This is a genomic window from Shinella sp. JR1-6, assembly GCF_004284735.1.
Lineage (GTDB): Bacteria > Pseudomonadota > Alphaproteobacteria > Rhizobiales > Rhizobiaceae > Shinella.
Genome location: NZ_SHMI01000002.1, coordinates 25,722 through 51,402 on the forward strand (window position 1 = coordinate 25,722; position 25,681 = coordinate 51,402).

Genomic DNA, 25,681 nt, shown 5'->3' on the forward strand with positions numbered 1-25,681 from the left:
CACGGCTCGTATCATCAACGAGAGGAAACCGAGATGCCCGAATTCGTGCTTTACAACGCGCCGCAGTCCACATGCAGCCAGCGGGTTCGCTATGTCCTTCACGCCAAGGGCAAGGCCTTCGAGGAACACAAGCTCGATCTCTTCAAAGGGGATCAGCTGAAGCCGGAATATCTCGCGATCAACCCCAATGGCGTGGTCCCGACCCTGCTGCATGACGGTGCCCCGGTCACCGATTCCGCCGTCATCATGGAGTATCTGGAGGATATCCTCGGCGGCTTGGCACCGCTGAGGCCCGGCGATCCGCTCAAGGTGGCGGAGATGCGCGCGATGATGCGTTTCATCGACGAGGTGCCGACACCGGCGATCCGCGTGCCGTCGTACAATCTGGCTTTCCTGCCGCACTTCCAGGCGATGGGCGATGAAGAGTTCCAGGCGTTGTGCGACAGCAAACCCCTGCGCCGCGAGTTCCTCATGAAGATGGGGCGCACGGGGTTCCCGAAAGCCGAGATGGACGAGGCCCTGGCACGTCTGCAGCGCGGCATCGACCGCATGGCGGCCTGGCTTGCCGCCAGCGGCGGGCCCTGGCTGATGGGCGCGGACCTCAGCCTTGCCGATATCGCGATCATGCCCGTCATCGTGCGGATGGACGATATCCGGCTTTCCGGCACATGGCATGGCGCGCCGACGATTGGCCGCTGGCTCGAGGGGATCCGGGAAACGCCCGCTTTTTCAGCGACCTATTACCACGGGTCGTTGTTGACCGAAAAATACCCACACCTCAAGGCCGGCGCGAAGCAGCCCGAGCCCGTGAATGCCTGAACGCAGTGGAGGATCATCATGGACTATATCAGCAGCCCCCCCAAGCTCATCACGAAGGAAGCGGATGTCACACCCACGGTGCTTGCGGCGATGGCGAACACCGACAATCCGCGGCTGAAGGAAGTCATGACCGTGCTGGTGGAACACCTTCACCAGTTCATTCTCAAGACCCGCCCGACCGAGGAGGAGTTCGAATATGCGCTGCGTTGGATCGTCGAGATCGGTCAGCTGACGAACGAGTTCCACAACGAGGTGGTGCTTGCCGCGGACGTGGTCGGCGCATCGACGCTGATCGACCTCATCAACAATGACGGCATGCAGGGCGAGACGATGTCGGCGCTGCTCGGTCCGTTCTACCGTGGTGGCGCGCCAATCTGCACCAACGGCGACTGCATCGCGCGCTCGCAAACGCCCGGCGCCACGCTCTTCTTCTCCGGCAGGGTGATCGGGATCGACGGCGCGCCGGTCGCCGGCGCCGTGCTCGATGTGTGGCAGGCGTCCCCCGTGGGTCTCTACGAGAACCAGGACGCGACCCAGGAGGACTGCAACCTTCGCGGCAAGTTCACGAGCGAGGCCGATGGGCGGTATCATTTCCGCTCGGTGAAGCCGGCAGGCTATCCGGTGCCGACGGACGGTCCCGTCGGTGTGCTGCTGCGAGCCCAGAAGCGCGAGCCGATGCGGCCGGCGCACGTTCATTTCATCGTTTCAGCGCCGGGGCACAAGACCCTGATCACGCAGATCTTTTCCGACACGCCCGAGGCACTGGCAGCCGATGTCGTGTTCGGTGCCAAGCAGCAGATCGTCGGCAACTTCGTCATGCATACCGAGCCGCATCCCGATTATCCGGACGCGAGCCTGCCCTTCTACACCTGTGAATACGATTTCAAGCTGGTGCCCGGTAAATCGACAATGCCTGTGCCGCCGATTTCGGGAAAGAAGAGCTGATCCATGGCAGCGCACAATTCCCATCAACCGCTTGAGGGCAAGGTGGCCGTCGTCGTCGGGGGCTCCGGTGGTATTGGCCGGGAGGCCTGCCGGATGCTCGCCGCCGCCGGTGCGGCCGTTGTCGTCGGCTACCGTTCGGGCAGGCAGAAGGCAGAGGAAATCGTCGCTGGACTTGCCGGCGAAGGCCATGTCGCGCTGCCGGTCTCGATCGAAGAGACCACGACGATCGAGGCGTTCCGGAATGCGGTGCTGGAGAGGCTTGGCCGAGTGGACATCCTCGTCAACACGGCAGGTGTCACGGAACCGGTGGCGCATGGCGATCTCGATGCCCTGACGGACGCGATGATCGACCGTATCTTCGTCAACAACTGGCGCGGCGTCTTCGCCACGATCCGCGCCTTCGCGCCGGCGCTGAAGGCGAGCGGTGACGGCCTGATCGTCAACGTCTCGTCGATCGCCGCCTTCACCGGCATCGGCTCGAATGTCGCCTATTGCGGCGCCAAGGCGGGCGTCGACATCATGGCGAATTCGCTCGGCCGGGCGCTTGCCCCCGAAATCCGCGTCATGGTGGTGTCGCCCGGCGCCGTCGACACGCAGTTCGTCCCGGGCCGCGGCAAGGAGTTTGCCGACAAGGTCGCCGCGACCACCCCGCTCAAGCGGATCACCAGCCCGGCGGACGTCGCCGAGGCGATCGTCTCCTGCGCCACGCATCTGAAGTTCTCGACCGGCAGCCGGATCGTCGTCGATGGAGGAAGGCACCTGTAATGCAGCCGAAAGTCATCATCACCTGTGCCGTGACCGGCAATCTGACGACCCGGGAGAACCATCCCGGCCTGCCGGTGACGCCGGAGGAAATTGCGAACGCCTGTCTCGAGGCGGCGGATGCCGGGGCGGCCATCGCCCACATCCATGTCCGCGATCCCGAAACGGCAAAACCGTCGATGGAGCTGAAGCACTACCGCGAGGTGGTCGAGCGGATCAGGGCGAAGAACAACGCGCTGATCCTCAACGTGACCACGGGACCGGGCGGGCGCTACCACCCGAGCGACGAGAACCCGGCGGTGGCCGGTCCGCGCACGACGCTGATGCGGCCGGAAAAGCGTGTCGAGCACATCACCGCGCTGAAGCCCGACATTGCCACGCTCGACCTCAACACCATGACCTTCGGCAACGAGGTGGTGATCAACACTCCCGCCAACGTCAAGATCATGGCCGAGATCATCAACGCGGCCGGCTCCAAGCCGGAGCTCGAAGTCTTCGACACCGGCCACATCGTGCTCGCGCAGGATCTTATGAAGGCGGGCGTGCTGACGTCGCCTGCAATGTTCACCATCGTCACCGGCGTCAAATACGGCTTCCCCTCCACGACAGACGTGATGGCCACCGCCGCGCGCATGCTGCCGCGCGATGCCGTCTGGACGGGCTTCGGCGTCGGCCGGATGTCGTTCCCGATGGCGATGCAGGCCTATCTGCTCGGCGGGCACGTCCGCGTCGGCCTCGAGGACAATTCCTACATCGCCAAGGGCGTGCTGGCGAAGGGCAATGGCGAGCTGGTGGAGCGCGCCCGCGATCTGATCGAGAAACTTGGCGGGCAGATTGCCGGTCCGTCGGAAGCCAGGGAAATCTTGGGGCTTGCGGCCTGAGCGGCGCAGCTGGAGCAAAGGAGACGAAGACATGAACATTCAAGCAAGCGCCAAAGCCGGCAACGCCCTCAGGGTTTCCCAGAAATCGCCGGATCTCGATAATCTTCTGATCGATGTCGTCGAGGTGGCCGTACCGCGCCCGGGCCCCGGCCAGGTTCTGGTCGAGATCGTCGCGGCGGGTGTCAATCCCAGTGACGTCAAGGCTTCGCTCGGCCACATGCCGCACGCCATCTGGCCGCGCATACCCGGGCGCGACTTCGGCGGCATCGTGCGCGAGGGGCCGTCGCAGATGATCGGCATGGAGGTCTGGGGCGGCGGCGGCGAGCTCGGCATCAGCCAGGATGGCAGCCACGGCAAATGGATGGTGCTCGACCAGAAGGCCGTGCGCGCCAAGCCGAAGACCTTTTCGATGGAGGAGGCGGGCTCGGTCGGCGTGCCCTTCATCACCGCCTATGAGGGCCTGCGCGAGGCGGGCGGCGCCCAGCCGACCGATGTCGTGCTCGTCTGCGGCGGTAATGGCAAGGTCGGGCAGGCCGCAATCCAGCTCGCCACCATGGCCGGGGCGAAGGTCTTCGCCGTCGAGTACAACGAGCAGCCCTTGATGGGCCACACCAACGGCCCGGTCACGATGCTGAACAGCGCCGTCGACGATGTCGCGGCCATCGTTCGCGACATGACGGGCGGTCACGGCGCCGATATCGTCTTCAACACCGTCGGCAGCCCCTATTTCGAGATCGCCAACAAGGCGATGGCCAAGCAGGCGCGGCAGATATTCATCTCGACCTTCGACCGCGCCGTGCCCTTCGACATCTTCAACTTCTTCCGCGGCCGCCACAAATATATAGGCATCGACACGCTGGCGCTGTCCTCCGTCGATGGCGCGCGGATATTCGACCGGCTGAAGCTGAAGTTCGAGGAGGGCCTGCTCAAGCCGTTCCCGATCAATCCCGACTGCTGCCACGACCTCAAGGACGCTGCGAAGGCCTACGCTTCAGTGCTGCGCGGGACGCCCGAGCGGGTCCTGCTCAAGCCGTAGGACGCATCATGCAGGTCACGCGCTACAGCGAGGCGAAGCCCTATGAGGCGGCCGAACACTACGACATGCACTGCCTGCGCCTGCAGGGCAAGGAGGCGACGGCGACGGACACGATCTGGATCGGCCTGTCGCATCTCTTGCCGGGCGGACGCACCTCGCTCAAGGCGGCGGCAGTGGAGAAGATCTACATCGTCGTTGCCGGCGAGGTCACGGTCGAAACCGCTGATACTGCCGTTACGCTCGGTGTGCTCGACAGCTGCCGGCTGGCGCCGGGCGAAGCGCGCGCACTCGTCAACCGCACCAATGCGCCGGCATCGATCCTTCTCGCAATGCCGACCTGAAGCCGAAGGGATGGGCCGGAAATCATGCACAATCCGACACTGTACCGGCTGGGCGACCGGGCGCCCAGCCTGCCGGCAGACGGCGAATTCTACATTGCCCCGGGCGCAGCCGTCATCGGCGACGTGCGCATCGCCACGGGCGTCAGCATCTGGTTCAACGCTGTCCTGCGCGGCGACAACGAACCGATAACCCTCGGTGCCGGCTCGAATGTCCAGGACGGCTGCGTCATTCATACGGATCCGGGGTTTCCAGTCGCGATCGGCGAGGACGTCACCGTCGGCCACAATGCGATCGTGCATGGCTGCAGCATCGGCAAAGGCAGCCTGATCGGCATGGGCGCGACCATCCTCAACGGCGCCCGGATCGGCGAGCGGTGCCTGGTCGGGGCGAATTCGTTCGTTCGCGAAGGCATGGTGGTGCCGGACGGATCGCTCGTCATCGGTGTTCCGGCCAAAATCGTCAGGACGCTCGATGGGGATGCGGCGGAGAACCTGTCACGCGGCGCGGAACGATACCGTGCGAAGGCAGACTCTTATTCCCGTGACCTTGAAATGTTCGACCCCTGAAAACGGATATGTTCGGCAACGCTGGAAGGACGAGAGAATGAGCGAGGCGGAAAACAGGTTGCTGAGTGTGGTGGAACATTGGCTGCCGCGCAAGGAGGTCGCCGGCATACCGTCGGCAACGGCGAGGGCGGTGATCGACAGCGCGGGCGTCTGGGAGAACTGGCTCACCGCCTGGAGCGCCGAAGGCGACCGCCATGCCGCGATGGGCGAGGCGGCCCTTGCGCAGGGCCGCGAAGTCACTGCAGGCGAAGCCTTCGCCCGCGCCAGCCTGTTCTACCACTTCGGTCAGTTCATGGCTTTCGACGACCTTGATGCGAAGGAGCGCGTCGCGGCGCTGAAGGTGGCAACTTTCCGCAGGTCCGCACCGCTGCTGGAGCACCCCGGAGAACTGGTCGAGGTGCCGTTCGAGGGCGGTGTGCTGCGCAGCTATCTCCGCCGGCCGGCCGGAGCGGGGCCACATCCGCTGGCGCTGATCATCCCCGGATCGGATTCGACCAAGGAGGAATTCCCGGCCTTCGAACGGCACTTCCTCCTTCGCGGCGTGGCGACGCTGTCGCTTGACGGTCCGGGACAGGGCGAGGGGCGGTCCCACGGCCACCTGCGCGCTGATATCGCGCCGGTGGTCGCTGCTACGATCAAGACGCTCGAGGGGCGGCCCGGCCTGACGGGTGCCGTCGGCCTCGTCGGCATGGCCTTTGGCGGCTTCCTCGCGTTGCGGGCGGCGGCTGCGCTGGAGGGGCTTGCCGCCGTCGTCTCCATCAACGGTTTTTACGATCTCGGGGCGCTCTGGCCAACGCTGCCGAAGGTCTATCAGGACAATATGACCTTTGCGCTGGGGGGCGATGACGTTGTCGAAAGCGCACGTTGCTTCACCCTGTCGGGCATCACGGGACCGGCAGTTCCCGCGCTCGTCCTGCATGGCGGACGCGACAGGATCTTTCCGCCGTCGGAAGCGCAAAAATGTGCCGACATCTGCAGGGCGGGTGCGGAACTGCACGTCTTTCCGACCGGAAACCATGTCTGCAACAACATTCCCTGGATGTATCGGCCCCTCGTTGCCGATTGGCTCGCGGAGCGGCTGAAAGTCTAGCGCTGCCGATTATGGCAGCGCTTGCGCGAAGCTGACGGCTTCGGGTGACAAGTCGATCGGACGGGGTGAAGTAGAAAATGTCCACTTGAAGCTGGACGACTGTCCACCACAAGCGGACACCACCGCCTGATCGGATATCCAGGGTGCTGATACCAATTGAGGCACAGCGGAAGACCAAGCAGCTGACCGCTTGGCACTCAAGGGGAGCGACGATGATACACGCCGATGACGGGATATTGTCCCAGGAACAGCGCCTGATGCGCGACAGCTGCCGATCGTTTGTCGACGATGTGGTGACGCCCTTCATCCGGTCGAACTGGCAACGCGAATGGGACATGAGTCCCGGCGAACGGTTGCCGGGCGCGATCCTCGAAGGCGCCGAGGCGATCGGCATCCGTACCCTTGGCGTGCCGGAGGCGTTCGGCGGCATCGATCTTGAGCGGGAGACCGAGGTACGGACCTTCGCCCTGATCTCCGAGGAAATCGCCCGCGGCGATTCCGGCCTCGCCGACAAGCTGGTGCAGAACTGGAAGGTCTCGATCGTCATCCGACAATTCGCTGCCAAGCACCTGCAGGAGAAGTGGTTTCCACGCCTGCTGGAGGATCCGAAGTTCCTTCTGGCGCACTGCCTCACCGAACCGAGGGGCGCCTCCGACCGCTGGCTGCCCTACAATGTGCCGGAAGCCTCGATGCACACCAAGGCGGTGCTGGACGGTGACCACTGGGTCATTAACGGTCGCAAGCAGTTCATCTCGAACGGTTTCGACGCCAGTCTCTATGTCGTCTATGCCAACACCGATCCCTCCGTCGGCATGCTGCAGGGCACATCGAGCTTCCTGGTTCCCCGCGAAACGCCGGGCCTGACCGTCACCAAGTGCAACGAAACCATGGGCTGCCGGTTCATGAACAACGGCGAGCTGGTTTTCGAGGATTGCCGCATTCCGGCTGACCATCTGCTCGTCAAGAGCACGGCGCTGGCCTCTGCCGGCCAGTATTTCCGTGCCGGCAAGATCATCCAGGCCGCCAAGAACCTTGGGGTCGGCGTTGCCTGTTTCGAGCGCGCGGCGGACTATGTCCAGAACTACGTCCAGGGTGGGCGCATCCTCATCAAACACCAGGCCGTGGCGTTGCGGCTTGCCGACATGGCAACGCGCATCGAAGCCGTCCGGTCACTGGTCGAGCGGGCGTCGAAGGCGGTGGACGAGGCGCATCCCGATGCCGACGTTCTCTGCAACATGGCCAAGGTCTATGCTTCGGAGGAGATCATGAAAGTCGCGACCCATGCGCTGGAGCTTCATGGCGGCAACGGTGCCATGCTGGAATTCGGCATTGAAAAGCTGTTCCGCGATGCAGCGATCTTCCTGCACATGGATGCGACGGTGGATGTCAGCCGCATGAAGATCATCAAGAACATGTTCCCCGCCACCGCCGGCAAATATGCCGGCCCGGAAACCTGAAGCGAAGCGGGCGAGGGGGCAGGACGGTTCGCCTGCCCCAGCGCCTGTCAAAGGAGGAACGGAGATGAAGATACTGGTTGCCGTAAAGCGGGTCGCCGATCCCAACGTGAAGGTGCGTGCCCTGGCGGACGGCTCGGGCGTCGACCTTGCGAATGTCAAGATGACGATGAACCCGTTCGATGAGATTGCCGTCGAGGAGGCGGTCCGGTTGAAGGAGGCGGGTCAGGCGAGCGACGTCGTCGTCGTGTCGATCGGATCGGAAAAATCAGCCGAAACGCTGCGCACGGCCCTCGCGATGGGCGCGGACCGCGGCCTCCTGGTCCGCACGGACGCGGTGGTTGAACCGCTCGCCGTCGCCAAGATCCTGAAAGGCGTCGTGGAGGCCGAATGGCCGGATATCATCATCACCGGCAAGCAGGCGATCGACGACGACGCCAACCAGACCGGCCAGATGCTGTCGGCATTGCTGGGATGGGGGCAGGGGACATTTGCCTCGAAGATCGTCGTCGGCGACGGGACCATCGAGGTCACCCGCGAGGTCGATGGCAGCCAGCAGACAGTCAATCTGCCTCTGCCGGCGCTCGTCACCGCCGATCTCCGGCTGAACGAGCCGCGCTACGCCTCGCTGCCCAACATCATGAAAGCCAAGAAAAAGCCGATCGATGAACGCACGCCCGCGGATTATGGTGTGGCGATGGAGCCGCGCCTGACGGTCGTGCGGGTCCACGAGCCGGCAACCCGCAAGGCCGGCATCAAGGTTGGATCGGTGGGTGAACTTGTTGCGTGCTTGCGCACGGAAGCAGGAGTTCTCGCATGACCATTCTCGTACTTGCAGAGCATCACGACACGCTGCTTGACGAAGCGACCGGCAAGGCGGTCTCCGCCGCGGGAAGAATGGGGGGCGATGTCCACGTCCTGGTCGCAGGTGAGGGGTGCGGCGCGGCCGCCGAAGCAGCGGCCCGGTTGACTGGCGTCGCCAGGGTGCTCGTCGCGGACCACGCTGCCCTGTCGAACCGGCTTGCCGAGCCGGTGGCCGCGCTGATCATCGGTCTCGCCGCCGGCTATGACGCCATCCTCGCCCCCTCCACCACCAGCGGCAAGAACATCCTGCCGCGCGTCGCTGCGCTGCTCGACGTGATGCAGATATCCGACGTCATTGCGGTCGACGGGCCGGACCTGTTCCAGCGCCCGATCTATGCGGGCAACGTCATCCAGACCGTCCGCTCCACGGACACGAAGACGGTGCTGACCGTTCGCGCCTCGTCCTTTCCTGCTGCATCCATTGCAGCTGCGGCGGTACCGATCGAAGCCGTTGCCATTCCGGCAAATCCGGGGCGGTCGTCGTTCGTCCGAAGCGAACTGTCGCGATCCGAGCGCCCGGAACTGGCCGGCGCGCGGACCGTCGTGTCGGGCGGGCGGGCGTTGGCGTCCGCTGAAAACTTCGAAACGGTGCTGGCCCCGCTGGCCGACGCGCTGGGGGCGGCGCTCGGCGCGAGCCGCGCGGCCGTCGATGCCGGCTATGTCTCGAACGATCTCCAGGTCGGGCAGACGGGCAAGATCATCGCGCCCGACCTCTACATCGCCTGCGGCATTTCCGGTGCAATCCAGCACCTCGCCGGCATGAAGGATTCCAGGGTGATCGTTGCGATCAACAAGGACCCGGACGCGCCAATCTTCCAGGTTGCCGACTACGGTCTGGTCGCGGATCTGTTCGAAGCCGTGCCGGAGTTTCATGCCGCGGTTGCCGAGGGTGCAAAAACCTAGGCGATCGGAGACCACGTTTCTTGAGAGGATCGCAGGACAGGAGCGCACATGGCCAAGGGAAGCGGCAGGACGGAGCCACCGCAAGTGGACCCGGACGACGATCGGCAGGATCGGGGCGAGGTCGCCCCCTTCCGTTCCTATGCGCTCGACCGATCCGGCAGCCCGCGTTTCCACATCAGGCTCGTGGAGAACACCCAGCGGCTCTACCCCGCCCACAAGCATGATTATTTTCAGATTCTTTACTTCCTGTCGGATGCGCCGGCGATCCGGATCGGCCTGACGTCGCACAAGCCCAGAGCCGGTTCCATCTACTTCATCGCACCGATGGTGCCGCACCAGATCCGTTTCGACTATGCGACGCGCTGTGTCGTTGCCTATTTCGATCTCGATTTCCTGCGCCCCAACATCACGCGCTCCTACCCCGTGGCGGAGCTGGTGCGGCTGGCGCCGGAGCTGACTCCCTTTGCGTGGCAGAACCATGTGAACTTCGATCTCGATACCGCACAGAGCGAACGAACGGAGCGCGCAATCAGGTCGATGATCGACCAGCACGGGTCCGAGCGCATCGGGGCAGCGGAGATCGTCCGTGCCGAGCTTACGCTGATGCTTGCCACGCTGTGCCAGGATCACGAGGCCGAATTCGCCGAACTGTCGAGGACGCTGCCGGTGGTCGGTCGCGACAGCGGGCACATGCGCCGCATCGCCGAGTTCATAGGCGAAAACTATACACGTGGCCCGAGCCTCGATGAAGCGGCGGCCGCCGCACGTCTCTCCAAGAGCCGGCTGTGCGCTCTGATCCGCCAGTATACCGGCACCAGTTTCCAGGTGCTGATCCGCGAAATGCGGATCGAGGACGCCCGGGAGCGTCTGGTCCTCACCGACGATACGATCGGTCAGATCGCCTACCGCGTCGGGTACAACGACGAGAAGTATTTCCTTCGGGCGTTCAAGAGTTCGGCGGGGATGACGCCGACGGCCTACCGGCTGAAGCGGGCGAAGGAAGACCGCGCCGCGACTGCTGAGCGCAAACCATGAGCGCGCCCGTCTCCTTCCGGCTCAACGGATCGCCGGCGCAGGTTGATGAAACCGGTGAGGCGCCATTTCTCTTCGTGCTGCGCAACCAGCTTGATCTCAAGGCGACCCATTTCGGCTGTGGCCTGGAGCAGTGCGGGGCATGCGTGCTCAGCATTGACGGGCAGGCCCGCTATTCCTGCACGCTACCTGTTTCTGCCCTGGCCGGGGCTGACGTGACGACGCCCGAGGGATTGGCGAACGACCGTGTCGGCGCGATCCTGCTCGCATCCTTCGAGGTGGAGCAGGCCGGCCAGTGCGGATACTGCATCTCCGGTATCCTGATGCGTCTCCATGCGCTGCTCAAAACGGAGCGCCGGCCGAGCCGGGACATGATCCTCGCGGCGCTCGACAAGCACCTGTGCCGCTGCGGAGCGCATGGCAGTATCCTGCGCGCGGCGGAGCGTGCCGTGGCCCGTCTCGGCGAGGCGGTGTGATGGCGGACAACGCGCTTCCCAAAAGCCTCCAGGACAATCCCGAACTGGGTCGCTGGGTCTCCTTCGATGAGCCGGGCGTTGTTGCCATCCGCTCGGGCAAGGTCGAACTCGGCCAGGGCATCCTCACGGCGCTTGCGCAGATTGCCGCCGATGAACTGGGTCTCCATCCAAGGCTGGTGAGGTTGGCCCCGTGCGATACCGATTGCTCGCCGGACGAGGGCATCACCGCCGGCAGCCAGTCCGTCGAGGTCTCGGGCGCCTCCATCCGCATCGCCATGGCGCAGGCGCGTGCAACGCTGATCGATGCCGCCGCCGCCCGCCTTGGTACGGATTCTGCCCGTCTCTCGTGTCACGATGGTATCGTGCTTCTCGAGGGTGCACCGACGGGCCTCGATTTCTGGTCGGTCGCCGCCTTGGTTGATTGGAAGCAGCCCGTCCGTGGCAATGTGCCTGTCCAGCCCATTGCCGCGCGCTGCGCTGTGGGCGCCGACCACGCGCGCATCGATATGGCGGCAAAGCGCGGTGGTGCCGGCTTCATCCATGATCTTTCCCTGCTGGGGCTGCTGCATGCCAGGGTCATCCGGCAACCGTTCCGGCTCGCTCGCCTCGCCGATGTCGATGAGGCATGGCTGCAGCGCCGCTATCCCGGCATCGCGGTTCTGCGAAGGAACGACTTTTTCGCCCTCATCGGACCGGACGAATATGGTGTTCATGCCGCACATGCCGATGCGAGCAGGTTCACCACATGGGAAGAGGTGCCCGGCCGCTGGCGGCCGGCGGAAACCGCCGGGGAGGTTGTCACCCGGCTTGGATCGGCCCCGTCTTCTCGCGGGGCGGCGAGGCTTGACGAACGATACTCGCGGGCACGTGTGGCGCATGCATCGATCGGCCCGTCCTGTGCCCTTGCCCTGTTCGATGCCGGCCGGCTGACGGTGTGGAGCCATTCGCAGGGTATTTTTCCGCTTCGCGCGCAGATAGCCAGATGCCTCGGGCTCGCGCTACGGGCGGTTCGGGTCGTCCATGCGCACGGCTCCGGCTGCTACGGTCACAACGGTGCCGACGACGCCGCGCTCGATGCGGCCATCATCGCACTGGAACGGCCGGGCCAGCCGGTGCGTATCCAGTGGTCACGGGAGGACGAGCTCGGACGCGGTCCGTTGGGGGCTGCCATGTCCGCGGCCGTCGACGCGGAGATCGATGCCGCCGGCAGGGTGACGTCCTGGAACCTCTCGGTGGTGAGCGAACCGCATGCCCAGCGCCCGGGCTTCGGCGGCCATGTCAATCTCAGTTCGGCCGAGGCGCTCGACAGCGCCCATTTGCCGGGCAAGGTTGCGGACCTTCCCGCCGTTGCCGGTGGCGGTGCCGCGCGCAATGCCGTGGCGATCTATGACTTCCCGGGCCAGACCGTGACGGTCCGGCTCGATACGCGCAGCCGCATCCGCACCTCTTCGCTGCGTTCGCTCGGCGCCCATCTCAACGTCTTTGCCATCGAATCGGCGATGGACGAACTGGCGGATCTCGCCGGTACTGACCCGCTGGATTTCCGGCTTCGCCATCTTAGCGACGAGCGCTGTCGCGCCGTGCTCGAAGGGGCGGCCGAAATGAGCAGCTGGCCCGGCAGCCACGGGGCCAGTGAGGGGCGGTCGCTTGGGATTGCCGCCGCCCGCTACAAGAACAAGGGCGCCTGGCTTGCTGCGGTTGCCGAGGTCTCGGTGGAAGAGGAGATCAGGCTGGAGCGGTTGTGGCTTTGCGCCGATGTGGGGCTTGTGATCAACCCGGAGGGCGCGCGCAGCCAGATCGAGGGCGGCGCGATCCAGGCGGCGAGATGGACCCTCAAGGAAGAGGTCAAGGTTGAGGGCGACCGGGTGCCGGCCTTGGACTGGAATGCCTATCCGATCCTGAAATTCTCGGAAATTCCAGAGATCGAGACACGGTTCATCATCGATCCGATGCACCCGCCGCTCGGCGCGGGCGAGGCCGCACAGGGGCCGGTGGCCGCGGCCATCGGAAACGCGGCGTCCCGCGCGCTCGGGCTGAGGATGCGCGACCTGCCGCTGACGCGGGACCGACTGATCGAGGCGCTTATGAATGCCTGACCGCCAGCCGTTGCGTTCCAGTTTTCCAGAATCCCGCAAAGCGAGTTGATCAGGCGAAGAGCGTGCGAAGGCGCGGATTTCGGCAGGTTCACCGTCGATCCGGCCCAGGAGCTTGTCATGGTGATCCGGCCCGAGCAAACCAACTCGGATCTGCCGCCGGTGGCGCTTGAAGGAAGCACAGTGGGCGATAGCAGGCATCAAGTATATCATTTTCTGAAGCTATGAACTGCATTTCATATATCTATTTGCGAAATGCATGGGCTTGGCGACATATCGTCCCCCAAGGGCGTCATTGCTCCGGCGGTGATCCTGCACCAACAAGGGGAACAATCATGTTGAAATCCATTCTGTCCTATGCCGTGGCCGCAGGCCTTGCCTTCTCCGTCCTCGGAGCGCCGCTCGCCGCGCGTGCCGACGACCTCGAGACCATCAAGGCCGCGGGAGAGTTCAAGTTCGCCAACAGTGGCGCCTATCCGCCCTTCAGCTTCGTTGACGACAGCAACCAGACCGTTGGCTTCGACGTCGATATCGGCAACGAGATCGCCAAGCGCCTCGGCGTGAAGGGTGCCGGCGTCAGCACCGCCTGGGACGGCATCATCGCCGGCCTGCTTGCCGGTAAATACGACACCATCATCGGCAGCATGACCATTACCCCGGAGCGCGAGAAGGCCGTCGATTTCGTCGGCCCCTACTACAAGTCGGGGCGCGGCGTCTTCGTTTCGGACGGGTCCGAGATCAAGTCGATCGACGATCTCAAGGACAAGACGATCGGCGTGACGCTCGGCGAAACCCACGAGAAATGGGCACGCGAGCGCGGCGGCTGGGAAATCCGCACCTATAAGGGGCTGCCGGAGCTCTTCCTCGAACTCAAGGCCGGCCGCATTCAGGCGATGATCGTCGATGCGGTGCCGGTATCGATCGCGGTCAAGCAGACGGGCGACAAGGTCGTCAAGCTCGACGTGCCCGAGTTTGCCGGTACCGAGGACAGGATCGGCATCGCCATCCGCAAGGGCAATCCGGAGCTGAAGGCCGCCATGCAGAAGGCGCTGGACGACATGATGGCCGACGGTACCTATGAGGCCATCGCCATGAAGTGGATCGGCTCGGACATCCGCTGATCTCTTTCTGCCCGTCACAGGGCCGGCCCGGCGGGAAACTGCCGGCCGGCTGACCGATCGCCGAGGATCCGGCAATGGATATCGCTCTCATCGGCCGCATTGTCCCAGTCTTCGTCCAGGCGGCCTGGACGACCGTCGAACTTTCCCTGCTGTCGCTTGCCATCGGGCTTGCCGTGGCGGCGCTGATCGCGATGCTCCGCCTCTCGCACGTCGCGGCATTGCGTTTCGTCGGTGCGGCCTATGTCAGCCTGTTCAGGGGCACGCCGGCGCTCATCCAGATCTTTTTGCTCTATTTCGGCGGGCCCCAGGTCGGCATCCAGCTTGAACCTTTCGCGGCAGGGGCGATTGCGCTCGGGCTCAACATCGCAGCCTACATGGCGGAATCGATCCGCGGCGGCGTGCTGTCGGTCGATCGGGGACAGATGGAGGCGGCACGCTCGCTGGGTTTCGGCGAAGGGCAGTCCATGCGCTGGATCGTGTTGCCGCAGGCCGCCAAGCTGATGATCCGCCCGCTTGGCGTCAATGCCGTGGCGCTGGTCAAGGGCACGGCGCTCGTCGCCACCATCTCGGTGGTGGAACTCACCTACACGGCGCAACGCTTCATCGGCTCCACCTACAAACCCTTTGAGATCTTCGCGGTGACGGCGGTGCTCTACATGATCATGGTCTACGGCCTGACGCTCGCCATCGACCGTCTCGACCGCGCCTATGCCGGGGAGGCGTGAAGATGCAGGGTCTCGATTTCAGTATCGTTCCTGAATATTGGCCGCTGATCGGCAAGGGCCTGTGGTGGACCGTCGTCATCTCCACCGCCTCCGCCGTGCTCAGCGTTCTCGCCGGCATCGGCTTCGCCCTTCTCGTGCTCTATGCCACGCCGGTCGTTCGTTATCCCGTGCGTCTCTTCATGTGGCTCTTCATGGGGACGCCGCTGCTGTTGCAGCTCTTCCTCATCTATTTCGGCCTCGTGCAAATCGGCATCGACATTCCCGCCATCTGGTCGGGCATCATCGCTCTCAGCCTGCATTTCGCCGTCTACAATGCCGACATCTTTCGCGCCGGCATCGTATCCCTCGACAAGGGGCAGACGGAGGCGGCGCGCTCGCTCGGCTTCGGGGCCTGGCGGACGCGGATCTACATCGTCGTGCCGCAGGCGGTGCGCAACACGGTGCCGGCGGTCGGCAACATGATGATCGCGCTCTTGAAGGAGTCGTCGATCGTCTCGATGATCGGTATCGCCGAACTGGTGCACAGCGCCCAGCTCGTCATCAGCGAGACCTATCGGCCCTTCGAATTCTACCTGACGGCCGCCGCCCTCTATTATGGCCTCAATCTCATCCTCGAAGCGGTCCTGCGCGGGATCGAACGGAAAGTGGAGCTTTCGCGATGAACGATACCCGTCCGATGATCGAGGTGCGTGGCGCCCAAAAATTCTTCGGGCCGCTGGAGGTGCTGAAGGGCATCGATTTCAGCGTGGCGCGCGGCCAGATCGTCGCTGTCATCGGCCCGAGCGGTTCGGGCAAGAGCACGCTGCTGCGCTCGATCAACCATCTCGAAACGCTCGATGGCGGGGAGGTCTGGCTTGATGGTGTTCAGGTAAATCAAAAGCTTGATCGCCGTTCCTTCGAACGCCACATCAACAATGTGCGCCAGCAGATGGGCATGGTTTTCCAGCACTTCAATCTGTTCCCGCATCTGAGCGTTGCGGAGAACATCACCATCGCCCCGACCAAGCTGAAGGGCATGGCGAAAGCGGAGGCGAGGGCGCTTGCTCTGAAGATGCTCGACAAGGTCGGCCTTGCCGACAAGATCGATGCCTTTCCGGCACGCCTCTCGGGCGGGCAGAAACAGCGTGTGGCGATTGCCCGGGCGCTTGCCATGCAGCCGAAGGTCATGCTGTTCGACGAGGCGACCTCGGCGCTCGATCCGGAACTGGTGGACGAGGTCAACTTCGTCATGAAGCAGCTGGCGAGCGAGCACATGACCATGGTGATCGTCACCCACGAGATGCGTTTTGCCGCCGAAGTCGCCGACCGGGTGATCTTCATGGCCGATGGCGCGGTCGTGGAGGAGGGCAGCCCGGCCGAGCTCTTCCGCAATCCGAAGCAGGAGCGCACCCGCAGCTTCCTGAAGAAATTCCTGGGCGGCTAGAGTTTTCCGGCCGCTGAAACCGCTTCCTTCTTTCATGGATCGATCATGAGCCAGCATCAGAATGCATCCGGCGAACGCCCGGCCTCCCACCTCTTCTACCAATCCCGCATGCGTCGGCCGCTCGCCGACCGGGCGGAGGGCATCTACATCTGGGATGAACACGGCCGAAAGGTCATCGACGGCTCGAGCGGCGCGATGGTCGTCAATATCGGCCATTCCAACCGCAACGTGCTCGATGCCATGAAGCGGCAGATGGACAAGGCGACCTTTGCCTACCGCCTGCATTTCGAGAACCAGCCGGCGGAAGATCTGGCGCGGCGCCTTTCCGGTTACATGCCCGAGGGGCTCGACCGGGTGTTCTTCGTCTCCGGCGGCTCGGAGGCGGTGGAATCCTGCCTGAAGCTCGCCCGGCAATGGGCGCTCGCCACCGACCAGCCGGAGCGCTGGAAAGTCATCTCGCGCTTCCCTTCCTATCACGGCTCGACCCTCGGTGCGCTCGCCGTCACCGGCTATGACGCGCTGAAGAAACCCTTCCTGCCGATGCTGCGCGACATGCCGCACATCAAGGCACCGACCGCCTATCTCGACCGCGACAACTTTTCCATGGAGGAGCGCGGCATCCGCTATGCGGACATGCTGGAGGAAAAGATCCTCGAGGAGGGGGCGGAAAGCGTTCTCGCCTTCATCATGGAGCCGATCGGCGGTGCTTCCACCGGCGCGCTCGTCGCGCCCGACAGCTATTATCCGCGCATCCGCGAGATCTGCGACAAGTACGGCATCCTCCTGATCCACGACGAAGTGATGAGCGGAGCCGGCCGCACCGGCCGCTATCTCGGTGGTGACCACTGGAACTGCCGGCCGGATATCGTTGCGCTTTCCAAGGGGCTCGGCGCCGGCTATTGCCCGCTCGGTGCGATGATCGCCCATTCCCGGCTGGTGAAGCCTGTGCTCGATCGCGGCGGTTTTGCCCATGGCTACACCTATGCCGGCAATCCGCTCGCCTGCGCGGCGGGGCTTGCCGTGCTCGACGAGATCGAGCGGCAGGATCTGCTCGGCAACGCCACCCGCATCGGCGCTCTTCTGAAGGCCGAGCTGGAGGGTCTTGCCGAACGTTACCCGTTCATCGGCGACGTGCGCGGCAAGGGCCTGCTGCTCGCCGCCGAATTCGTGTCCGACCGTGCGACCATGACACCGCTGCCCAAGGCGCTCGATGCGCATCAGCGCGTCGTCGACATTGCCTATGAGCGCGGCCTCATCATCTATTCGCGCCGCACGCGCGGCGGCGTCGAGGGCGATCATTTCCTCGTCTGCCCGCCGATGATCACCACCGAGGCGCAGGTCGGCGAGATCGTGACGATCCTCGATGCGACGCTGGCGCAACTTGCCGGCGAGCTTTCGCTGCCAGTCACGAAGTAGGAGCCGGTCATGAAATCGGACAAGGTCATCATCACCTGCGCGGTGACGGGGTCGGTACACACGCCGTCCATGTCGCCGCATCTGCCCTACAGGCCGGAGGACATCGCCGCCGAAGCCATCGCAGCCGCAGAAGCGGGAGCATCGATCCTGCACCTGCACGCCCGCGACCCGGATGACGGCCGTCCGACGGCCGATCCCAAGGTCTTCATGCGCTTCCTGCCGGTCATCAGGCAGGCGAGCGATGCGGTCATCAACATCACCACCGGCGGTTCCTCCGTCATGGCGCTGGAGGACCGGTTGGCTGCAGCGCTCGCCGCCGAGCCGGAGATGTGCTCGCTCAACATGGGCTCGATGAATTTCGGCCTCTTCCCGATGCTCGACCGGCCGCGGGAGTGGAAACACGCCTGGGAGCCCGCGCTTCTGGAAGCGACGCGCGGCACGATCTTCCGCAACACTTTCGCCGATATCGAGACGGTCCTCAAACGTCTCGGCGAGGGGTGCGGCACGCGCTTCGAGTTCGAATGCTACGATGTCGGGCATCTCTACACGCTCGCCCATTTCCGCGATCGCGGGCTCATCCCCGGCACACCCTTCATGCAGTTCGTCTTCGGCGTGCTTGGCGGTATCGGCGCGGATCCGGAAAACCTCGTCCATATGAAGCGTATCGCCGACAAGCTGTTCGGCGATGACTACCGTTTCTCGGTGCTCGCTGCCGGGCGCAGGCAGATGCCGATGATAACGATGGCGGCGACCATGGGCGGCAGCGTGCGCGTCGGCCTGGAGGACAGTCTTTTCGATGGCCGTGCGCTTGCGACCTCGAACGCGGATCAGGTACGACGCATCCGCGCGATCCTCGAAGGTCTTTCGCTGGAGGTCGCAACGCCCGACGAGGCGCGCGCCATACTCGGTCTCAAGGGTGGCGACCGCGTCGCATTCTGAGGAGAAAACATGCAGGACGACATCACGATCCGGTTCGCCGTCGCCGATGACGCTGCGACCATCCATGCGGCGCTGAGGACCATGGCCATCGACATGGGCGCGGAGACGAAGTTCGTCTCGACGGTCGAGGACGTGTGCCGCCACGGTTTCGGCGAGGCGCCGGCCTTCGAGGTGCTGATCGCCGAGGTGGGGACGACGTTCGCCGGCCTGTGCCTGAGCTTCCCGAGCTTTTCCACCTGGATGGGCGAGCCCGGCCTCTATGTGCAGGACCTCTTCGTTGCGGATGCCTTTCGCGGAAGGCGGATCGGCGAACGGCTTCTGCGCGCCACCGCGCAGAATGGCCGGGCGCACGGTGCGCGCTACATGCGCCTGTCGGTCGATGTGGACAATGTGCGTGCGCAGGCCGTCTACGATCGCCTCGGGATCCGCCATTCCCGCAGCGAGCAGATCCACATGATCAAGGGCGCGGATTTCGACAATTTCGCCGGTGAGGGAGATCCATGAAGACCTTTTTTGCGGAAGAACAGAAACGCCACGATCCGAGCTTCTTCCTCTCCAGCGGCGCGCCGCAGCCGAACCCGGAGCAACCGGAACGCGTCGAGCGCCTGCTCGCCGGCGCGCGGGCGGCAGGCACGGAGATCGTGCGGCCTGGGGATCATGGCCTCGCACCCGTTTCTGCTGTGCACACGCCGGAATATATCGACTTCCTGAGCCGCATCTACGAGCGCTGGCAGCGTATCGAGGGGGCTTCCGCGGAGGTCATCCCCAACATTCACCCGATCGCCCGCACGGGCAGCTATCCCGCCTCAGCGGTCGGGCAGGCCGGCTATCACATGGCCGATACGTCCTGCCCGATCTCCGAACACACCTTCGAGAGTGCGCGCTGGAGCGCGTCTACGGCCGTTTCCGCCGCCGAAGCGGTGATGGCCGGCGAGCGATGGTCCTACGCCCTCTGCCGCCCGCCGGGCCACCACGCCTTCCGGGACGTCGCCGGCGGGTTCTGTTTCTTCAACAATTCCGGCATCGCCGCGCAGCACCTGCTGCGGCAAGCTAAACGCGTCGCCATCCTCGACGTGGACCTGCACCACGGCAACGGCACGCAGGGCATGTTCTACGAGCGCGCCGACGTGCTGACGGTCTCGATCCACGCCGATCCGGTGCGTTTCTACCCCTTCTTCTGGGGGCATGCCGACGAGCGGGGCGAAGGGCTAGGTCTCGGCTACAATTTCAACCTGCCGCTGCCGCGCAAGTCCGGCGACGACGTCTATCTGGAGGCGCTGGCCGCCGCCATCCGCCGCATCGGGGCCTTCGCGCCGGATGCGCTTGTCGTGGCGCTCGGTCTCGATGCCTTCGAAAAGGATCCGTTCGGTGGCCTCTCGGTCTCGACGCCGGGCTTTGCGCGCATCGCGGAGGCAATCGGGGCGCTGCATCTGCCGACCGTCGTCGTACAGGAGGGCGGCTATCTCTGCGACGCCCTTGGCGACAACCTGACGGCCTTTCTCACCGGTTTGGGTACGAAGAACGGTTAGGCGGGATAGGTTCGTTGCGCGAAGGGTATCGTGGCGATCGCCTGGCGCAGTTCGGCAAGCAGGATCGTCTCGGCCCGGCTGCGGCGGGCCGCGCCGTCATAGACGAGGTGAACGTCGATGACTGGCGGGTCCTGATAGGGCGGCAGGCGCCAGAGGCGGCCGACGCGCACATCTTCCTCCACCACATGGATCGGCAGAGGACCGAAGCCGAATCCGGCGATGATGAGCCGCTTGACCTCTTCCAGATGCGAGGAGGTGCCGACGGTCTGGCCCTCGAACCCTTCCTGCTGGCGCAGGAGCGCGACGGGCCAGAGTGCGCCGGACATCTGGTCCGTCTTGAAGGAGACGTAGGGCTCCTGGCGCAGCGCCTGCAACGGTAGGTCCTTGACGCCGAACAGCGGGTGCCGTGCGCCGCAGAAATAACCGAAACTCTCCCGGTAGAGCACGTCATATTCGAGTTTCGGATGCCGCTCCTGCATCAGGCAGATGCCGAAACCGGCGTCCCGGTTGAGCACCGCCGTCGTCACTTCCTGGCTGGAGGCGACGGAGAGCGACAGCGTGACCTGGGGAAATGTGGTGTGAAAACCGGCCAGCACCTCGTCGAGGAACGGGCAGACGACATGGCTCGCCAGCGCGATCTCGATATGACCGGTCAGGTCACCGGGTTGCTCCTCCATGTGCTGCGGCAGGCCGGAGACGATCTCGAACAGAGCGATGCATTCGCTGAACAGCCGCTGTCCGGCGGGCGTGACGGCGAAATGCGAGGCGTTCCGCTCGACCAGCCGGCAGCCCATATGGGTTTCCAGCCGCTTCAGGGCGTTGCTGACGGTCGGCTGCTTGAGGGAGAGTTTTTCGCCCGCCGCGGTCAGGCCGCGTTCCTGCACGATGACCATGAAGGTCCTGAGCAGGTTCCAGTCGATTTCCCAGACGAAACGCCGTCTTTGCCGCGCCATGTGCATTCCCTGAAATTATGCTTCGGGCCGCGACTATTGCATGCGCCCATCGGGCGTCAAAGGTTTCAACGGACAAAGGAGATCCGCCGTGCCGCTTCTCACCTATCAGGGTGTCGTCTATCCCGCGCAATGCGATGCGATGGGGCACATGAACGTGCAATATTATATCGCCGCCTTCGACCAGGCGTTCTGGCATCTGATCGCCGCGGCCGGCTACTCGGCGACCTGGATCGCCGAGCGGCAGGAGGGCTGGGCGGACCGCCGCTACGAGATCGATTTCCGGCGGGAGCTGCCCGTCGGCAGCCTATTCGAAATCCGCAGCGCCGTCGTCAAGGTCGGGCGCACCTCGCTCACCACCCTTCATAGGCTGCTGGACAAGGCGGACGGCCACCTTTGCGCCGAATTGCTGGCCGTCTCCGTCTATTTCGACCTTGCGCGCCGGGAATCGCGCGTCCTGCCGGAAACCATCGTGAGCGGCGTCCGCGGTCTTTTGGAGACGGACATGGATAGCACAGACGCCCTATGACGGCCTTGATGGAAGGCCGTGCCTTCAGCCGAAGCGCTGGAGCGCTGCGGTGAACAGATCCGTATCGACATTGCCGCCGGAGGTAACGGCAATCACGGTATCGCCCTTGATCGCAGCACCGTGGAAGAGCGCCGCCGCAAGGGCGACGGCCCCGCCGGGCTCCACGATGATCTTCAGCCGCTTGAAGGCGAGTGCCATCGCGCGAAGGACCTCCTCTTCCGTCACGGCAATGCCGGCCCCGGCGAGACGCTTCAGAATGGGGAAGGTGATCCTGCCGGGCTCCGGGGTGACGATTGCATCGCAGATCGAGCCCGACAGCGTGGCGTTCCGCACGACCTCTCCGGCCGCCAGCGAGCGTGCGGTGTCATCGAAATTCTCCGGTTCGCAGGTACGCACGGTAAAGCCCGGCGCGGTGGCCTCCAGCGCGAGGGCGATGCCTGAACTCAACCCGCCGCCGCCGCAGGGCACCAGCACGTCGGCTGCCGTTATGCCTTCCTCTTCCGCCTGTTCCGCGATTTCCAGGCCCGTCGTGCCCTGGCCGGCAATGACCAGCGGCTCGTCGAAGGGCCGGATCAGCGTCAGGCCGCGCTCCGCGGAAAGCCGCGCCCCGATGGCGTCCCGGTCTTCCCTGTCGCGATCGTAGAGAACGACCTCTGCCCCGAAGGCGCGGGTGTTGTCGATCTTCAGCCTCGGGGCATCCGAGGGCATGATGATGACGGACGGAACGCCGTGCCGCGTGGCGGCGAGAGCGACGCCCTGGGCATGATTTCCCGACGAGAAGGCGATCACCCCGCGCTTGCGCACGTCCGGCTCCAGCTCCGAAAGGGCGGACTAGCCGCCGCGAAACTTGAAGGAGCCGGTGTGCTGCAGGCATTCCGCCTTCACGAAGACACGTCGTCCGGCCATCTCATCCAGGAAGGGAGAGGATAGCAGGGGCGTCCGCCGGGCATGGCCCTGCAGGCGGGATCTGGCGGCGACGATCATTTCGATGGATGTCATTGAAGCAAGCTTTCAGCTGATGCGGTGCCTGTTTCATAGAGGGCCGCCGCGGCGTTGAGAACGCTCGTTCTTGTCATGGTGACAGGACCGGCCGTCGCCCGGTTGTTTCTATTCGATACCCATTGCGCGCTTGTGCTCCGCGACCTCGGCCAACAACCAGTCCTGGAAAAGGCGCGTGCCGGGTTTGTTGCCGATGCTGCGCCGTTGCTGCAGGTAGTAGCCGGCCGGATAGGCATGGCGGGCGGCGAACGGGGCGACCAGCTTGCCCTGGCGCAAGAGATCCTGCGCCATGATCGTATCGGCGAGCGCGATGCCCGCGCCGTTCATCGCCTCGCGCATGATCAGCGTGCAGTCATGCAGCGTCGAGCCTGACGGGGGACGGGCATCGGCAATGCCCTCCCGCTCCAGCCATTGCTTCCAGCGCGTGGTCTCGCATTCGTGGATCAGGTGATGGTGCACCAGATCGGCGGGCGAGCGCAGCGGGATCGGGCCTTCGAGCACGGAGGGCGCACAGACCGGCGTCAGCAGCAGCGGCACCATCATCGTCAGGGCCGGGCCGGCCTTGTAGACGAACTCGTCGACGATGGCGAAATCGACATTGGTCCGCTTGCCGGAGGTGGAGATTTCGAGATCGACGGTCGGATGCTGGCGCCGGAAGACTGGCAGGCGATCCGCCAGCCAGAGATTGAGGAAGGTCGGCTCGCACATCAGCTTGACGCGCCGGGCCTTGCTGCCGCGCGGCTCGTCGTAGAAGCTGACATCCTCCGTCGCTCGCCAGATCGCCTCGAAGGCCTCCGAGAGGCTGCGCGCATAGTAGGACCCGCGCATGGTCGGCGTCACCTGCCGGAAGCCGCGCTCGAAGAGGTCCTGGCCAAGGGTCTTTTCCAGCGTGCGGATGTGCCGGCTGACGGCCGAGGGCGTCAGATGCAGTTCTTCCGCTGCATCCTTGATGCTGCCGAGGCGGGCGGCGGCCTCGAATGCGCGCATGCCGTTGAGGGAGGGTAATGCCATAAAATCAGCATGGATTATCACCTGAGTTTTTGTCAATCGATGTGGACGAAATTGACGCTTGAACCTTCACCCGTACCGATTTGAGATAGGGTCCTAAGTCGCCATGGGGAAACGGTAATTCGGCCTCTGGCACCATCTCGCCTTCAGCGGTGGTCGGCTTGTGGCGTAACCGTCATGGCCCGGGTCGGCAGCAAGCCGTTCCCGGGCAGGCGGTGTCGGCTGCGGCGATCACCGGCGCTGCAACAGGAAGTACGCCCAGATGCCCCAATCGCCCGCACCGGTCTTCGAAGCGGCAGACGATATATCCGTCGAAAGCTCCGTCATCGTGATCCTGCACGCAGCCGGGCAGGCACTCGGCGCGCGTGCAGCCGTGCTGGATGCGGGCATGGGCGGCATTCTCTCGCGGGCCTGTTCTGCTGAACCGGCGCTTTGCGAAAGCGGTGCCGTCGTCGATCTCGTTCCGCCACCCTCTGTATCGACACGGCGTGTCATCGTCCTGTCCCTCGGCAAGGCGGAGAGCCTGACGGCGCTTGCCCTTTCGGCAGCCGGCGGGAAGCTTGCCGCGCATCTGGAAGAGAAGGACGAGGCCGAGGCGACGATCCTCCTCGACCGGATCGACGGCGCGCCGCTTTCAGCAGCGGAGATCCTGGCGCGCATCGCCCTCGGGCTGCGGCTGCGGCGCTACCGTTTCGACCTTCGCAACAGGAAGCCGGTGGCCGAGGTTGACACTGTCTGGCGGCTGCGGCTGGTCGGCGCACAAAAAGCTGCCCTGGATGCGGCGCTTGTCCGCGCCAATGCCGTGGCTGATGGCGTCGAATATGCCCGCACGCTGGTCAATCTGCCGCCGAACCATCTGCATCCCGACAGTTTTGCCGCGCATCTGGAGCCGCTGCGCGAGGCCGGCATCGACGTCGAAGTGCTCGATGCCGCCGCGCTGAAGGAACTTGGCGCAGACGCGCTGCTTGCGGTCGGCGCGGGGTCGGTGCGGCCACCGCGGCTCGCGGTGCTGCGCTATCGCGGCGAAGGCTCGGGCGACCAGCCGCTCGCCTTCGTCGGCAAGGGCGTCTGCTTCGATTCCGGCGGGCTCTGCATCAAGGGCGGCGCGCAGATGTTCGACATGAAGGCCGACATGGCCGGGGCGGCGGCGGTCGTCGGTCTGCTCCTGTCGCTCGCCCGGCAGAAGAGCCCGGTGCATGCCGTCGGTGTGCTCGGCATTGCCGAAAACCTCCCGTCCGGCCATTCGCTAAAGCCGCGCGAGATCATTCCCACCCTCTCCGGCCAGACCGTCGAAGTCTTCGACACGGACGCGGAGGGGCGCCTGATCCTCGCCGACTGTCTCTATTATACGGCGACGCGTTTCGAACCCTCCGTCATTGTCGATCTCGCGACGCTGACCTATTCGGTGATGCGCGGCCTCGGCTCGATCTTTGCCGGCCTGTTCAGCACCGACGACACGGTTGCCGCCGAGATGATCGCTGCCGGCGAAACGGTCGGCGAGCGTTTCTGGCGCATGCCGCTCGACCGGGCCTATGACGAGGGTCTTAAATCGCCATTGGCGGACCTGCGCCATCACGCCAAGGACATGGAAGATGGCGACGCGCCCTATGCTGCGGCTTTCCTGCGCCATTTCACCGAGGATCGCCCCTGGGTGCATCTCGACATCGCCGGCAAGGAGCTGGCGGGCGAGGACCGGCCGCTCGGCCGGCAGGGGGCGACGGCCTTTGGCGTGCAGATGCTGGAAGAGTGGGTTCAGGCCGGCCGGAAAGGCGCCTGAAT

Annotated in this window: 26 protein-coding genes and 1 pseudogene; 24 read left to right on the forward strand and 3 right to left on the reverse strand. The window is 64.7% G+C overall.

Going from position 1 to position 25,681, the window contains the following annotated elements; genetic code table 11:
- Positions 1 to 33: 33 nt before the first annotated feature.
- From EXZ48_RS02800 to EXZ48_RS02905, 22 genes are all read left to right on the forward strand, one after another.
- The gene (locus EXZ48_RS02800; RefSeq protein WP_130514243.1) at positions 34 to 819 is read left to right on the forward strand and encodes a glutathione S-transferase family protein; all 786 of its coding nucleotides are present in this window, start codon (positions 34 to 36) and stop codon (positions 817 to 819) included.
- Positions 820 to 837: 18 nt separating this feature from the next.
- The gene (locus EXZ48_RS02805; protein WP_130514244.1) at positions 838 to 1,764 is read left to right on the forward strand and encodes a dioxygenase; all 927 of its coding nucleotides are present in this window, start codon (positions 838 to 840) and stop codon (positions 1,762 to 1,764) included.
- A 3-nt stretch (positions 1,765 to 1,767) separates the two neighbouring features.
- The gene (locus tag EXZ48_RS02810) at positions 1,768 to 2,529 is read left to right on the forward strand and encodes an SDR family NAD(P)-dependent oxidoreductase (RefSeq protein WP_023512136.1); all 762 of its coding nucleotides are present in this window, start codon (positions 1,768 to 1,770) and stop codon (positions 2,527 to 2,529) included.
- Positions 2,529 to 3,407, forward strand: coding sequence for a 3-keto-5-aminohexanoate cleavage protein (locus EXZ48_RS02815; RefSeq protein WP_023512137.1), 879 nt, complete (start codon positions 2,529 to 2,531; stop codon positions 3,405 to 3,407). Before EXZ48_RS02810 ends, EXZ48_RS02815 begins: the two co-directional genes overlap by 1 nt.
- Before the next feature lie 31 nt (positions 3,408 to 3,438).
- Positions 3,439 to 4,443, forward strand: coding sequence for a zinc-binding alcohol dehydrogenase family protein (locus EXZ48_RS02820; RefSeq protein ID WP_130514245.1), 1,005 nt, complete (start codon positions 3,439 to 3,441; stop codon positions 4,441 to 4,443).
- An 8-nt stretch (positions 4,444 to 4,451) separates the two neighbouring features.
- Complete coding sequence (locus EXZ48_RS02825; RefSeq protein WP_130514246.1) at positions 4,452 to 4,784, forward strand: cupin domain-containing protein; 333 nt, start codon at positions 4,452 to 4,454, stop codon at positions 4,782 to 4,784.
- Between the two features lie 24 nt (positions 4,785 to 4,808).
- Entirely contained in the window at positions 4,809 to 5,351 is a 543-nt protein-coding gene (locus EXZ48_RS02830; RefSeq protein WP_130514247.1) for a gamma carbonic anhydrase family protein, read from the forward strand.
- Positions 5,352 to 5,388: 37 nt separating this feature from the next.
- Complete coding sequence (locus tag EXZ48_RS02835) at positions 5,389 to 6,441, forward strand: S9 family peptidase (protein WP_130514248.1); 1,053 nt, start codon at positions 5,389 to 5,391, stop codon at positions 6,439 to 6,441.
- Positions 6,442 to 6,653: 212 nt separating this feature from the next.
- Positions 6,654 to 7,898, forward strand: a complete 1,245-nt coding sequence (locus EXZ48_RS02840; RefSeq protein WP_130514249.1) for an acyl-CoA dehydrogenase family protein — start codon at positions 6,654 to 6,656, stop codon at positions 7,896 to 7,898.
- 64 nt (positions 7,899 to 7,962) lie between these two features.
- Entirely contained in the window at positions 7,963 to 8,715 is a 753-nt protein-coding gene (locus tag EXZ48_RS02845) for an electron transfer flavoprotein subunit beta/FixA family protein (RefSeq protein WP_130514250.1), read from the forward strand.
- Positions 8,712 to 9,662 carry an electron transfer flavoprotein subunit alpha/FixB family protein gene (locus tag EXZ48_RS02850; protein ID WP_130514251.1) on the forward strand — a complete coding sequence of 317 codons (951 nt, stop codon included), beginning with the start codon at positions 8,712 to 8,714 and terminating at the stop codon, positions 9,660 to 9,662. The genes EXZ48_RS02845 and EXZ48_RS02850 overlap by 4 nt, the downstream gene beginning before the upstream one ends.
- Before the next feature lie 48 nt (positions 9,663 to 9,710).
- Entirely contained in the window at positions 9,711 to 10,697 is a 987-nt protein-coding gene (locus EXZ48_RS02855; protein WP_130514252.1) for an AraC family transcriptional regulator, read from the forward strand.
- Positions 10,694 to 11,170 (forward strand): (2Fe-2S)-binding protein, encoded by a 477-nt coding sequence (locus tag EXZ48_RS02860; RefSeq protein WP_023516437.1) that lies wholly within the window; start codon positions 10,694 to 10,696, stop codon positions 11,168 to 11,170. The genes EXZ48_RS02855 and EXZ48_RS02860 overlap by 4 nt, the downstream gene beginning before the upstream one ends.
- A complete protein-coding gene (locus EXZ48_RS02865; protein WP_130514253.1) occupies positions 11,170 to 13,266 on the forward strand; it encodes a molybdopterin cofactor-binding domain-containing protein in 2,097 nt (698 codons plus the stop codon). The genes EXZ48_RS02860 and EXZ48_RS02865 overlap by 1 nt, the downstream gene beginning before the upstream one ends.
- Before the next feature lie 332 nt (positions 13,267 to 13,598).
- Positions 13,599 to 14,384, forward strand: coding sequence for an ABC transporter substrate-binding protein (locus EXZ48_RS02870; RefSeq protein WP_130514254.1), 786 nt, complete (start codon positions 13,599 to 13,601; stop codon positions 14,382 to 14,384).
- A gap of 74 nt (positions 14,385 to 14,458) precedes the next feature.
- Positions 14,459 to 15,109 carry an amino acid ABC transporter permease gene (locus EXZ48_RS02875; RefSeq protein WP_130514255.1) on the forward strand — a complete coding sequence of 217 codons (651 nt, stop codon included), beginning with the start codon at positions 14,459 to 14,461 and terminating at the stop codon, positions 15,107 to 15,109.
- A gap of 2 nt (positions 15,110 to 15,111) precedes the next feature.
- Positions 15,112 to 15,771, forward strand: a complete 660-nt coding sequence (locus EXZ48_RS02880; RefSeq protein ID WP_130514256.1) for an amino acid ABC transporter permease — start codon at positions 15,112 to 15,114, stop codon at positions 15,769 to 15,771.
- A complete protein-coding gene (locus EXZ48_RS02885) occupies positions 15,768 to 16,532 on the forward strand; it encodes an amino acid ABC transporter ATP-binding protein (protein ID WP_130514257.1) in 765 nt (254 codons plus the stop codon). The genes EXZ48_RS02880 and EXZ48_RS02885 overlap by 4 nt, the downstream gene beginning before the upstream one ends.
- A 45-nt stretch (positions 16,533 to 16,577) precedes the next feature.
- Positions 16,578 to 17,948, forward strand: a complete 1,371-nt coding sequence (locus EXZ48_RS02890; RefSeq protein WP_130514258.1) for an aspartate aminotransferase family protein — start codon at positions 16,578 to 16,580, stop codon at positions 17,946 to 17,948.
- Positions 17,949 to 17,957: 9 nt separating this feature from the next.
- The gene (locus tag EXZ48_RS02895) at positions 17,958 to 18,887 is read left to right on the forward strand and encodes a 3-keto-5-aminohexanoate cleavage protein (RefSeq protein ID WP_023516444.1); all 930 of its coding nucleotides are present in this window, start codon (positions 17,958 to 17,960) and stop codon (positions 18,885 to 18,887) included.
- Between the two features lie 9 nt (positions 18,888 to 18,896).
- Entirely contained in the window at positions 18,897 to 19,391 is a 495-nt protein-coding gene (locus EXZ48_RS02900; protein WP_130514259.1) for a GNAT family N-acetyltransferase, read from the forward strand.
- Positions 19,388 to 20,416: a histone deacetylase family protein gene (locus EXZ48_RS02905; RefSeq protein ID WP_050744642.1), complete on the forward strand. Its 1,029-nt coding sequence runs from the start codon at positions 19,388 to 19,390 to the stop codon at positions 20,414 to 20,416. The genes EXZ48_RS02900 and EXZ48_RS02905 overlap by 4 nt, the downstream gene beginning before the upstream one ends.
- On the opposite strand, the gene EXZ48_RS02910 is transcribed toward EXZ48_RS02905, so the two are convergent.
- Positions 20,413 to 21,369 (reverse strand): LysR family transcriptional regulator, encoded by a 957-nt coding sequence (locus EXZ48_RS02910; RefSeq protein ID WP_130514260.1) that lies wholly within the window; start codon positions 21,367 to 21,369, stop codon positions 20,413 to 20,415. The genes EXZ48_RS02905 and EXZ48_RS02910 overlap by 4 nt on opposite strands.
- Before the next feature lie 88 nt (positions 21,370 to 21,457).
- On the opposite strand from EXZ48_RS02910, the gene EXZ48_RS02915 reads away from it, so the two are divergent.
- On the forward strand, positions 21,458 to 21,895 hold the full coding sequence (locus EXZ48_RS02915; protein ID WP_207900350.1) for a thioesterase family protein: 438 nt from the start codon (positions 21,458 to 21,460) through the stop codon (positions 21,893 to 21,895).
- A 24-nt stretch (positions 21,896 to 21,919) separates the two neighbouring features.
- On the opposite strand, the pseudogene EXZ48_RS02920 reads toward EXZ48_RS02915, so the two are convergent.
- Both EXZ48_RS02920 and EXZ48_RS02925 read right to left on the reverse strand, forming a co-directional pair.
- Positions 21,920 to 22,894: pseudogene (locus tag EXZ48_RS02920) on the reverse strand (threonine/serine dehydratase).
- 108 nt (positions 22,895 to 23,002) lie between these two features.
- Positions 23,003 to 23,905 (reverse strand): LysR family transcriptional regulator, encoded by a 903-nt coding sequence (locus EXZ48_RS02925; RefSeq protein ID WP_023514497.1) that lies wholly within the window; start codon positions 23,903 to 23,905, stop codon positions 23,003 to 23,005.
- Between the two features lie 259 nt (positions 23,906 to 24,164).
- Here EXZ48_RS02925 and EXZ48_RS02930 point away from each other — a divergent pair, with 259 nt between their 5' ends.
- Entirely contained in the window at positions 24,165 to 25,679 is a 1,515-nt protein-coding gene (locus EXZ48_RS02930) for a leucyl aminopeptidase (RefSeq protein WP_130514262.1), read from the forward strand.
- Positions 25,680 to 25,681 lie beyond the last annotated feature (2 nt).